We start from the raw sequence: 12,182 nt of genomic DNA on the forward strand, positions 1-12,182 counted from the left end.
GACGAGCGATACTATGGAACCGCATGCCAGCTCACCATCGTCACCCCCGAACTCGCCCGAGTAAAGATCACTTCCGCTGCCTGATCAAAAGATCCGCCAGTTCGCACAGTCGCCGTCCACTGACTTCCCGATTTCGAAATTGTCGCCACACAAGACCCCTCCGGACGCGCAATAGTCCCGCCGGCGTAGGAATCGCTCCCTCGCGAAAAGAGCAGCATATCTTCGATGCATCCGTCGAGCATATCGCGAGCTTCCATTCCTTCAGAAATTGCGAAGGATGTCTGTGCATTGCCAACCGAAAGAATAGTAACCGTCACCCCGAGCGCAAGTGACACTGCGAGAAGAATAAACACCATGGAGAGAACGATGAAACCGCGAGACTGCCGCATAAACGGAGAAATATTAAAGCGGGTTTGATCGAAGTTCGGCAGAAGATCGGAGAGCGGTCGAGCTCGCATATTCAAAGCGATTCCCCGAGGATACCGTCCTAAGCATGATTTCGAAACCGATATTCTTTGAATTTCCATCAGATGAAGAGGCATTGATAAATACAAGAGAACTCACCGCAACATTCGTCGACGTCAACTCAACAGGCGCCGAGGCGCCGACAGCAACCCGAAGCATCCTATTCGCAACATCGACCACAATCGGCGTATTCGGAGCAACTCCCTGAAGCGTCAGCTTCGATCCGGGAACCTCTGCCAAATTCACGCCGAAATTCGAATTCGCCGTATCGACGTCCGTCGCTTCTCGAATAAAGAAAGCAATCTTTTCAGATGCCAACCGCACATTTGAAACAGCATCATTGTGTGTTCCGTTCTTAGCACCAATACCGATCATATTCCACCCAAACGCAACGAGCGATGTCAGAACAATCCCGGCGACACCGACATAGAGCAACATCTCTATGAGCGTAAATCCTTGCTGCCTCCGGATTCTTCCCGAAAATATCATCATAGTTCCAAAATATGCGACTACGGCGCAAACACAACAAACTCCCCTGTGTTGGAAGCACTGGCACCAAGTACCTGGTCCAATGTATCACTATACGCAATGCCAAGAAGATCGGTGTTGCCGGAAACATCCACGGAACTAACAATAGAAGGAGATGTCGGCGAGGAAATATCCACCACTTGAAATTCAGCTGAATTGCTGCTCGTCGCCAAGAAAGCAAGTGTATTGGAATTTCCAAACGTGAGCGCGATATCATTCACCGTATCTGACACGTTGACGGAACCAAGAAGCGAGGGGCTTCCCGGATTCGAAACGTTCACTGTGTATAAAGCATTCCCTCGCCCCACCAAGAGTGTCGTCCCCGCAAGCGACACCGTCGTCGCGTCGGTCGTTCCAGAAAGGTTGAGCGCTCCCACAAGAGACGGCGAGGATGGTATTGCAATATTCACCACTTGTACTTCCCGCGTATCATTCGCCGATGCCACAGAGGCGAAGTTCCCCGAAACAACCACTTCATTTCCACTATCGCCGAGATTCATTGAGCCGACCAGAACCGGCGAATTCGGCGTCGAAACATTTGCAATAACAAACTCATCATCCGAACCGATTGCTCGAACCACATATGCCGTTGCACCAACCAAGAAAACACCAAGAGCATCTTCCGTACCGGGAGCATTGAGCATACCAACAACACTCGGTGAAGACGGCACGGCTATGTCCACCACTTGCAACTCTTGGTTATTGTTTTTGTTCGAAATAACCGCAATCCCGCCGGAAATAGAAATATCCGTTGGCGTTCCTGTCATTGCCAGGGACCCGACTATCATTGGATTCGATGGATTACTCACATCAAAGATTAAGAAATTCGGACTCCCGCTCGGACGAATCATATAGGCGAAATTTCCCTGCGTTTGCATTCTAATGCCATCATTCGTTCCGGACACATCCACACTCGCAACCTGTGTCGGATTCATCCAACTGCCACCACTGCTTATTGGTAAACGCCAATCGTCAAGATACGATACAAATGAAACCGTACTTGTTCGCGCCGCCGTAACCGGCCACGTCACCGTCGACGTCACTTTCCGACTCAAAGGATCGTTTGTTCCGCCACTCGAGACAATATTCCCACTGCCATCGCGAGCAACCGGTGCCACCGATATCGTTCGCACATATTTCCCATAGGAGGTCGACGTGCCCGAAAATGCCCACGTACCTCCGGACCCTACACGATCAATACCGGAAGTAGCTGTTGTTCCGAGCGACGCAAACGATTGATTCTTCATCGATCGAAGAGCCTCTATCCCTTCGTTCGCGTAATTCGACGCAATGCTTTCTTCTTCCGCAAGTCGATCCGCATCAAGTCCCTGCAAGAGGAGCGCGATCGATCCTGACGCGAACACCGCAAAAAGCGCCGCGCCGAGCAACACCTCGACAACGGAAAACGCGCGAACGCAAACAGCTCGTTTCCAAATATCCATATTCGTCCCTATTGTACCATGAAGGAGAACGCTATCCCGTCCAATCAAGAAAACTTTTGAGCGCGCGACGAAGCGAGATAGCCGTCTCGCGATCAACAGAGAGCTTCGGAAGCGAAGTCAGTGAATTTACAAACAAGAGTCGCAAGAATTTCACGGCATTTTCCCCGAACGGAAGAGTGAGACGCGCTCCCTCCCGATGACGCGAGCACACAATGCCGCCAAGATCCGGACTAAAACAATATCGCTCGCCCGCCACCAAAGACTCCTGTCCTGCTGCGCATCGACGCACTTCAATACGATAGCCGAGCCGATCAAGAAACTTCCAGAGAAACCCCTGCGAAAGCAGAAATACTTTCTCAGAAAATCGAGATACTTCATCACTCCCCTGCCGCGGCAATGCACTCACAATCTCAAGTGCTCGCAAGAATCCCAGAAGCAGCAAAAAAACTTCCGCATCCACTTCGCCATCCTCCATGCGCCGATCAATGATAGATACCGCTTCGAGTGCTGTTCGAAGCGACACCTCATCTCTCCGTATATGTGGAAACATATTCTCCACAACCGCACTCGAGATATTCCCCCGCCCGCGGCTCCGCGCAATCGAAAGATCAATCAGCGAAAGCGTCTCCAAGTGCCCTGCAAGCTTCGCGGCTGGTTTCCGCGATCCGCGCCCCATCGCTTTCACCTTTCCTCCTTCCTGCGTGAAGAATGTATACAGCCGATCCGTCTCGCCGATATCCCGTTTCCCAAGCACGATAGCAGTATAAGAGAAGTCCATGGAAAAAAGAATTCGGAATAAAGAAGGAAGAAGTAGGAAATTACGAATCACCGAGAAAGCTCATCGCTTTTCCCAGAATTTCTTCATGTGATACCGACGTATCGAGAAAGATTTTCCTTCCCGGTATACACTCATAATCAAAATCTTCGTCTCCGAAGTTTGTTTTCAGTTCTAAACGTTTCTGATCGTGATGCGCGTCATGTCTCGGACGCTCTCGCATTCTTCGCATTCGTTCCTCTGTATGCACCAAACACACAATACTCTTTACCTCTACACCATATTCATCAATCCATCGTTTAAATGTCTTTGGGTTATCCGGGTGATTGAACGGGCTTTCCAGAATAATATCCACCCCATTCCGGACCATGTCTTCCCCGATCGCGAGAAGAAGTTGTATTGATATTCGGCCAAAGAGTTTACTTTCCTCCAGCGTCTTCCCATCAAGAAAATCATACAGTCGTTCTTTGATTGCATCCTTGTGCAGACAAACGATATGTAACTTCCGAGAAAGTTCCGCCGCAAGCGTCGTTTTTCCAGACCCAGGCAATCCGCACACAACAATTAATTTACTCATACCCGTTTCAGCCAAAAATGAAATACCCCTCCTTCAATCTTCACTTCCTCCGAATATTCAGAATTGGCAACTTCACCCTGCTTCACTTCCGTCGCCAATACCTCCCGCGCGATCATGTCTTGGAATCCGGAAATATTCTTCGACGCATCACCTTCAAACACCTCCTTCTTCCCATCATACCCAAGCACAATTCTGTCCTCCACATTGAATCCCGCCTTCTTTCGCCCCTCCTGAATCGCCCGAATAATCTCCCTCGCCTCGCCTTCGAGCTTGAGTTCGGGAGTGATGTTAGTGTCCACAACTACCACTGGATTATTTATATACGCCCTAGCCGAGACAACATTCACGTGAACAACAACATCAACACATTTAGCATTCAGTTCATCAGCTATAATAGCTTTGAATTCTTGCGTCAGATTCATCTCAATTTCCGCCTTAACATTAGATATGGGCTGCCTCACCTTTATCTTCGCTTCCGCACGTTTCAAAAGTCCCACACTGACAATCTCGCGAACCAATCTCATGTCTGTATTCAGTTTCTCATCAACCAAACCTTCATTCACTTCCGGAAAATCCGCCAAATGCACCGACTGTTCTCCGGTAAGATTCCGATACAACTCTTCCGCAATAAACGGCGTGAACGGCGCCAAGAGTTTCGAAAGCGTCACCAAAACATCATAGAGCGTTTGATACGCTTGTTCCTTATCAACGTCATTTTCATTCTTCCAGAAGCGTTTTCTCGAACGACGAATGTACCAATTGGAAAGCTGATCAAGGAATACCTCTACTTTCTGCGTCGCCCCGTACACATCATACATTCCAAGTGCTCCATCAACATCGCGGATCACAAGTTGCAATTCGGAGAGAATCCACCGATCCATCACATTCGAAGCATTGAAATCGGAAGTGGAGCGATTTGGCTTCCAATTATCGACACTTGCGTAGGTTACAAAGAAGAGATACGAATTCCAGAGCATACGGAAGACGCGATTTTGTACATCGCGCATGCCTTTCACATCGAAGCGCTTTGGAAGTCCAGGCTGGTTGAGCGAGAACAAGAGCCAGCGAAGCGCGTCCGCGCCGTACTGATCAAACATCTCAAACGGATCAACGATATTCCCCTTCGACTTCGACATCTTCTTGCCCTTCGAATCGAGAATATGCCCGAGACAGATCACGTTCTTGTACGCACGGTGTTCTTTCACGATGCTCGCCTTTGCCAAGAGATTCTCGACCGCATGAAGCGTATAGAACCACCCGCGCGTCTGATCGATCGCTTCGCAGATATAGTCCGCCGGAAATGTTTTTCCGGTTTCGATATTTTTCTTTTCTTCGCCACTTGTCGATGCCGGATAGCCAAATTGCGCCAGAGGCATCGCGCCAGAGTCGAACCACACGTCCAACACTTCCGGCGTCCGGCGCATCGTACTACCGCACTCGCACGAAAACTCAACCTCGTCGATATACGGTTTGTGCAAATCATCGAGTTTCTTTCCGGAAAGTTTTTCCAATTCGGAGACAGATTCGATCACTCTCATTTTTCCGCACGACGCCGACTCGCACACCCAAATAGGAAGCGGCGTCCCCCAATACCGCTCACGCGAAATCGCCCAGTCCTTCACGCCTCGCAACCACTCGCCAAAGCGACCGTCTTTGATATGTTCCGGCACCCAATTGATCGATTCATTTCCTTTCGAGAGTTCCTCCCGCAATTCCGACATGCGGATAAACCACGAGGGCTTCGCATAATAGATAAGCGGCGTATCGCATCGCCAGCAGAACGGATACTCGTGTTCGTACGGTTCTTCCTTGAAAAGCAGTCCGCGATTCTTCAAATCTTCAATCACCAAGTCATCCACCGCGTATCGATTCTTGTCATTCATTTTCTTCACCGGAATCCCTTCACACGCCGGAAGACCGAATCCTTTCTTCATCGTTCCATCTGTTTCAACCGTCAGCAGTGTTGGCAGATCATTCTCCCTCGCCACATTTGCATCATCTTCCCCGAACGCCGGCGCGATATGCACGATTCCTGTTCCTGAATCCGTCGTCACAAAATCTCCTGCAACGACCTTGAAACTTTTCTTCACATCTTCTTCTCCTGCAACATGAAAGAGTGGTTCATATCTAATTCCAATAAGACTCTTTGCCTTTATTCTTGTACCTGATGGAGACTCATAGCGGAAACCGCTACGCCCGGTCTTACTAATATAGTCAGATTGTTCTTTAGAAATATATCCTCCTTCTTTTTTTCCAAGATTCAACAAAAATTCTTGCGAAAGAATGAGATATTCACTCTCACAGCCTTCTATAATTGATTCTTTCTTTTCTGCATCGTCCCACCATTTCAAGTATTCCCCATTGGGCGATCGTGAAAATTTCAAGACACGATATTCGGAATCCTCATTCACCGCGAGCGCCACATTTCCCGGCAACGTCCATGGCGTCGTCGTCCAGGCGAGAAAATACGTTTTATCATCCGTCGTAAAGTCGCCGATTTTCTGTCCGGGTATTGCTTTGAATTTCACATACACGGAGTTATCTGTCGTTTCTTTGTACCCTTGCGCCACTTCGTGCGACGAGAGCGCTGTCCCACATCGGTAACAATACGGCACCACCTTGTGTCCCTTATAAATAAATGACTCGCCTTTTGCATTCTTCAATTTCGCAATCTGCGCAAGTTGCCACCAGAGCGACTCGATATAGCTGTTCTCATAGGTGACATACGGGTGCTCCATATCCACCCAGTAGCCCATCCGCCGCGTGAGCTTCTCCCACAAGTCACGATACTCCCACACGCTTTCTTTGCATTTCTTATTAAACTCAATCACGCTCGCGCGCGCATCGCCCGGCACGATACTTTCGATCTCCTGTTTGTTCTTCAATCCCAAAGCCTTCTCCACCTGAAGCTCAACCGGAAGTCCGTGCGTATCCCACCCGGCCTTTCGCACCACGCGATAGCCCTTCATCGTTTTGTACCGCGGAATCACATCTTTAAAGGAGCGCGCCAACACATGGTGAAGCCCCGGCCTTCCATTGGCCGTCGGCGGTCCTTCATAGAATACAAAGTCTCCCTTCGGCGCATCCTTCTCCACCGACTTTTCAAAAATTTTCTCCCTCTCCCAAAACTTGAGAATTTCTTCTTCCATCTTCGGAAACGAAACCTTCGGATCAACTTTTTCAAACATAGGGATTTGAATGGCTATATGGTTGAAAAACAAAAAATCCTCAACGCAAAACCTGCGCCAAGGACGTCGGAACTTCGTCGCAACGTGGTACCACCTTGTTTCCCCCGATTTGCCGAAACGACAAAAGTCAGGGCTTCATATTCGCTCTAACGGGCGATCCCGGGAGAATCTACTCTCTCGCTGTTTATCACAACAGCGAGATTTCTCTCTCCGGCTCCGAGGCGATACATCCGTCCAAAGACAGATCCTCATCACTGCCATTACAGAAAACGTATCACAATTCCCCTCCCCAAAGCAAGCTCCCTCTGGACAACTTCTCCATATTTTGTAGAATGACAGAGCTGTTTAACAACAAGAAGAGGATGCAACGTGTATAGACGCAGACAAAGATTGCTTCTGAGAGATAAAGGACTTCAGATGGCTGTCGGCGCGCGACGTCGAATAGCCTTTATGAGCCAGCAAAACTCTCCCGAAACACCTCTTTCTCTCTGGGACAATACCACCCAAGAACCCTGCCGAACATCTCTTGAGATTCACGAAGAAAAGATTTAACATATCGTTTCTTTTTGTTTTTTGGTTCCCGATAGTCCATCCTGCCGAACAGAAGGAGAGAAATACGTGAGACTGCTTACTGAAGCAAGAAGAAAAAATTCTTCCCTTTTTACTCCCCAGAAAGTACCGAAAGACACATCAAGCACTCGCCCTGGGAACAATGCTCGGATCAATCCACCCTCTCGCGTCCATCGCAGCAGAAAAGAAGGTCGTCGCCAGCTCCCGCATTGGCTACACGGTTCCAGATAAGGAGACTTTTTATGAACCACCCGTCCATCGGAACTACTCAGTACTCCGCTCGACAATTGACAAGTCCTCTCCGTCGTAGCACGCACCCGGTACTACCAACACCGGACGAATACCTCGACAATGCTACAAGTATCGGGATAGCTTTCATGCAAAAACCACCAAACCCAAGAAACATGAAGGCGTCCGAATTAACTTGATACCCAACCTCCCCGCAGTGACAAGGTGACAAAAGCCCATCGCAACGACACGGTGGGCGTTTTTATATTCGAATTATTTCCAAGAATCACACTTCAACCCTTACCATTTCCCCGCGGTGAAATCGACAACGTTTCTCGGATAAAACCGATTCTTCAAGAGTTAGTCCAACGAGAATACCGTGAAGCAATTGCAACGTATTTCCGTGTGAAACAACAACAATTCGCTTCCCAGCATACTGAGACAACACAAAATTACGAAAAGACGCGAGTCGCTCCCGGACACTTCCAGAATCTTCAACGCCGTCTGTTCCGTCGGTCTCGAGCCGACGCTTCGGTGGCGGATACTTTGCAACCAGCGCCGACCAGGAACCGCCTTCAAACAGTCCATACCCCGGTTCCCGCAGGCGCAGGTCCTCCATACGAGGCGCACCGATTTTCTCTGCAATTATTTCCGCCGTTTCGCGCGTCCGCGTAAGCGGAGAAAAGAAAATGACATCAACGGATTCTCGAGCCAACTCCTCGGCACGCGCCAAAACCTGCCGTCTGCCCTCTTCAGTAAGATGATACGCGCGCTCCTCCGGATATGAACTCGCTACATCAAGAATATTGTGCTCGGCTTCTCCGTGCCGCACGAGAAAGAATGTCGTTTTCCCCATACGAAACACTTTTGAAAGATATTTGCTATTGCTCGAGAAATACCGAAATATCTTCAAAGATTCCAAACAGGAAGTACGTGACCACCACTAAAAAGAGTGTGATAGCGAATCGCCCCACACGATTATCCAGACTCGTCTTTTCCTTGACAAACAACATACTCAGGTACCCAATAAAACAAAAACTTGCAGTAAGACAATGTACCGCCAAGGGGATTCGAACCCCTGATTTCCAGGATGCCAGCCAGCGGCTGGTCAGCCTTTGGACGAAGAACCTCGGGTCTGATCCCTATTCATTTCTGTAGCCTCAAGGGGAATCGAACCCCTCTTTTCAGGATGAGAACCTGATGTCCTAACCGATAGACGATGAGGCCAAAACGATACTCTCGGCAGGAGCGGAAGGAATCGAACCTTCACCGCTGGTTTTGGAGACCAGCATTCTACCACTAAACTACGCTCCCGAAGCAAGGGAAACCCTACTTCGACTCCGTTTGCAAAGTATGCTTTCGACACGATTTGCAAAACTTCTGAAGCGACAGCTTCTCCTTTACCTTCTTCTTATTCCGCTTCGTATACCCGACAATCTTCTTGCACTCGCTGCAACGAAGCTTCACCATATTTTCCTTAATCGCACCCATAACGCATATCTTAAAATATTCTCTACCTGAGCCGTTGACCGGAATCGGACCGGTGACCTTCTCCTTACCATGGAGATGCTCTACCGACTGAGCTACAACGGCCGCGCGCCTCAAATCTCTGAAAACGGAGACACCTCCAGAAAACCCTGTGGGCAGGGAGGGATTCGAACCCCCGTAGACCGAAGTCGGCAGATTTACAGTCTGCTGCGATTGACCGCTCCGCCACCTACCCAATACGGCAATGTACTTTCATTCGACAATATTCTCTTCTCTCCCCGGCAGAGCCTGAGGTCGGATTCGAACCGACGACCTGCTGTTTACAAAACAGCTGCTCTAACCAACTGAGCTACTCAGGCATTTCATCGCTGAAACGAGCGCTCCCAGCGACATTCCGCACTCTATCATGGTGTTCGGTCCTTTTCAAGCAGACGCTCGAGTTTCCGAATCTTTATCTTCACCAAGCGATATGCCGGACTCAACTTCAACACCTGGCGATAGCATTCTTTCGCATCGACCAGATTCTGCTGTTCGAGATAGTAATCCCCGAGCCGCTCATAAGCCTCGATATCCCTCGGATTGAGCGAGATACGCTCAACGAGTATATCCTCCAGCTGTTCCTTCTTCTGCGGGACAGTCGGTTCGATCTCGCGCGACGGAGATGCTGTTCGTACCCGTGCCGGACGAAGACGCCGCACTGTATCCCGGAGTGTCCGCCCGGCATAGGACGGCACACTCCTTGCCCTGCGATCCGGATATTGCTCCGGTATCGGCTGGAGCGGCTCAGAGACAAGTGGCGGCAAATCCTCTCCCGACTCAAAATTCTCATTCGATACGGCTTCACCCGGCAGAGAACTTGGAAATGTATCTGCCGGAGACCGATCGTTATCTGACCGACGCGTACCGAACCACCGACGAGGCCGATGTGGTTGAGTAGGAAGAGGAGAGTGAGAGTCGAGTTCCTTTTCGGTCAGCTGTTTACTGGAGCGTTCAAACAAGCTCTTCTTCGGTGCTGATTCAAAAGGCGCCACATTCATTTTCATTTGGTCCAGGCGATCCTGCTTTCGCTCTGCGATTCGGTCTGCCACACGAACACGCGCCGAATGCGCCGAAGCGGCAAGCGTATTGAGCTTGTTATGAATTTTAAGTGACAAAAGCTTCGAAAGACGAGCGAATCGTTCGACCATGCCCAGAAACATCCTCTTGAACCGATCGCTCACCGAGAGAAGCGACCCGGAAGAACCGGTCTGTTCACGCTCACGACGCTCCACTTCCGGCAGTTTTCGAAAGAAAAGATACAGTAAGAGAGCAAGCGCAAGAACGACAAGAATCGGAGGAATAATAAGGGCAAGCATAGAAAACACAATTCGGAATCCAGGCGAAAGAAGCCAATTCAATCATAGCAGAAAAGACGCGTATGCGGCAGAGGATATTCCACTAAATATCGAAACGGACAAATCCGCCGACCTGAATGCGCTCCCCCATTTTGGCAACCGCTTCCGTCACCACATCTCCGACAGTTTTCGATGGATCCTTCACGAAAGACTGCGTCAGAAGCGCGGCTTCCTCGCGAAACTTCTTTTCCTTCCCTGCCAAGATTGTTTGCGCAATCGCCTCCGGCTTCTTCTCAGCAGCAAGTTGCTCTCGCCATACAATCCGCTCCTTCTCAACATCGAGATCGTTCACCTCTTCCGGCGATACCACGCGCGGATTCATGGCGGCAACATGCATGGCAATATCCCGCCCAAGAACAGCGAATGCTTCATTCCGAGCAACAAAATCCGTCTCACACAAGAGCTTTACAAGAACGCCAATGCGGGCATTCGAATGAATATATGACGCCACGATACCCTCTTTCGCTTCGCGGTCCGATTTTTTCAGAGCCTTCGCCTGTCCGCGTTTCTTCAAGAGATCGATTGCTTTCGCCTCATCTCCCTTGGCTTCGTCCAGCGCCTTCTTGACATCAACAACGCCGGCGCCCGTCATCTCGCGAAGTTGTTTTATCATCTCAAGAGATATTGTCCCCATAGAACTCTGCGTTTAAAGAAAACTTGATCCTCGTAAAGAAAATAGGCGATTTTCAATGCCATGTACAAACACGCACCTATTTGGACGCTGGCGCCGAAGCTGACTCCACCTTGGTCGATTCAAGCGTTTTCCCAATAACACCGAGCAGGAGACGAAGTGATGAAATAGCGTCGTCATTCCCTGGAATAGGATAATCAATGAAAGAAGGGTCGGCATTGCTGTCAACGATACCAACAAGCGGAATACCGGCGCGACGCGCTTCGCGAATCACAATCGATCCCTCCTTGGCATCGGCGAGAAACACCGCGCCGGGAAGTTCGTTCATATATTTAATGCCGCCCATGCTTTTCTCAAGTTTTTCAAGTTCCTCGGCGATTTTCATCCGCTCAAACTTGGTATACCCCTTGAAATCTCCGCGATCGAGCTTTTCCTCCGTTTCGCGCAAAAATTTCGTGCGGCTGCGAATAACGGAAAAATTTGTAAACGTCCCGCCAATCCAGCGATCAACCACAAAGAAGAGCCCGAGCCGCTTCGCAAATGACCGGACAAGATCATGCGTCTGTTTCTTAGTGCCAACGCAGAGAATAGGTTTGCCGCTCTTCTTAATTGATGCAAGAAACGCCGCCGCCTCCTCAAGCTTTGTGAGTGTCTTCTTAAGGTCCAGAATATTGAGGTTATTCCTCGTGGTATAAGTGTACGCTTCCATCTTCGGATGTCGGCGAGACTTCATATGTCCAAAATGGACACCTGCCTTCAGGAGCGACTCGAGCGTTGCATTCACCGTCTCAAAATCAATGTTTGCAAAATAGTCCGACGTCAGAACATCGGCAGCACTCGCCGACGGAGTCACGGATACTTCTTCTTTCAACGGCATAGCCGTCTTCACTGTCTCA

General features: G+C 49.6%; 11 protein-coding genes and 5 tRNA genes. All 16 read right to left on the reverse strand.

The window, feature by feature from the left end; genetic code table 11:
• Positions 1 to 11 precede the first annotated feature (11 nt).
• The 16 genes from IPK84_01995 to rpsB all read right to left on the reverse strand — a co-directional run bounded on the left by IPK84_01995 (position 12) and on the right by rpsB (position 12,163).
• Positions 12 to 458, reverse strand: a complete 447-nt coding sequence (locus IPK84_01995; GenBank protein ID QQS16108.1) for a hypothetical protein — start codon at positions 456 to 458, stop codon at positions 12 to 14.
• Entirely contained in the window at positions 403 to 957 is a 555-nt protein-coding gene (locus IPK84_02000) for a prepilin-type N-terminal cleavage/methylation domain-containing protein (protein QQS16109.1), read from the reverse strand. Before IPK84_02000 ends, IPK84_01995 begins: the two co-directional genes overlap by 56 nt.
• Positions 958 to 974: 17 nt before the next feature.
• Positions 975 to 2,435, reverse strand: a complete 1,461-nt coding sequence (locus tag IPK84_02005; GenBank protein ID QQS16110.1) for a hypothetical protein — start codon at positions 2,433 to 2,435, stop codon at positions 975 to 977.
• 31 nt (positions 2,436 to 2,466) lie between these two features.
• A complete protein-coding gene (gene recO / locus IPK84_02010) occupies positions 2,467 to 3,213 on the reverse strand; it encodes a DNA repair protein RecO (GenBank protein ID QQS16111.1) in 747 nt (248 codons plus the stop codon).
• 40 nt (positions 3,214 to 3,253) lie between these two features.
• Positions 3,254 to 3,787: an ATP-binding protein gene (locus tag IPK84_02015; protein ID QQS16112.1), complete on the reverse strand. Its 534-nt coding sequence runs from the start codon at positions 3,785 to 3,787 to the stop codon at positions 3,254 to 3,256.
• On the reverse strand, positions 3,784 to 6,975 hold the full coding sequence (locus IPK84_02020; protein QQS16113.1) for an isoleucine--tRNA ligase: 3,192 nt from the start codon (positions 6,973 to 6,975) through the stop codon (positions 3,784 to 3,786). Before IPK84_02020 ends, IPK84_02015 begins: the two co-directional genes overlap by 4 nt.
• Positions 6,976 to 8,059: 1,084 nt before the next feature.
• On the reverse strand, positions 8,060 to 8,629 hold the full coding sequence (locus tag IPK84_02025) for a histidine phosphatase family protein (protein ID QQS16114.1): 570 nt from the start codon (positions 8,627 to 8,629) through the stop codon (positions 8,060 to 8,062).
• A 299-nt stretch (positions 8,630 to 8,928) separates the two neighbouring features.
• Positions 8,929 to 9,000, reverse strand: a tRNA-Glu gene (locus IPK84_02030).
• A gap of 16 nt (positions 9,001 to 9,016) precedes the next feature.
• A tRNA-Trp gene (locus IPK84_02035) sits at positions 9,017 to 9,087 on the reverse strand.
• Positions 9,088 to 9,102: 15 nt separating this feature from the next.
• A complete protein-coding gene (rpmG, locus tag IPK84_02040) occupies positions 9,103 to 9,264 on the reverse strand; it encodes a 50S ribosomal protein L33 (protein QQS16115.1) in 162 nt (53 codons plus the stop codon).
• Between the two features lie 29 nt (positions 9,265 to 9,293).
• A tRNA-Thr gene (locus IPK84_02045) sits at positions 9,294 to 9,366 on the reverse strand.
• A gap of 47 nt (positions 9,367 to 9,413) precedes the next feature.
• Positions 9,414 to 9,496 (reverse strand) — tRNA-Tyr (locus IPK84_02050).
• A gap of 50 nt (positions 9,497 to 9,546) precedes the next feature.
• Positions 9,547 to 9,620, reverse strand: a tRNA-Thr gene (locus IPK84_02055).
• Between the two features lie 45 nt (positions 9,621 to 9,665).
• On the reverse strand, positions 9,666 to 10,616 hold the full coding sequence (locus tag IPK84_02060) for a tetratricopeptide repeat protein (GenBank protein ID QQS16116.1): 951 nt from the start codon (positions 10,614 to 10,616) through the stop codon (positions 9,666 to 9,668).
• 82 nt (positions 10,617 to 10,698) lie between these two features.
• On the reverse strand, positions 10,699 to 11,289 hold the full coding sequence (locus tag IPK84_02065) for an elongation factor Ts (GenBank protein QQS16117.1): 591 nt from the start codon (positions 11,287 to 11,289) through the stop codon (positions 10,699 to 10,701).
• A gap of 76 nt (positions 11,290 to 11,365) precedes the next feature.
• Entirely contained in the window at positions 11,366 to 12,163 is a 798-nt protein-coding gene (gene rpsB, locus IPK84_02070; protein ID QQS16251.1) for a 30S ribosomal protein S2, read from the reverse strand.
• Between the last annotated feature and the right edge of the window lie 19 nt (positions 12,164 to 12,182).

The organism is Candidatus Moraniibacteriota bacterium, assembly GCA_016699875.1.
GTDB lineage: Bacteria > Patescibacteriota > Minisyncoccia > Moranbacterales > UBA1568.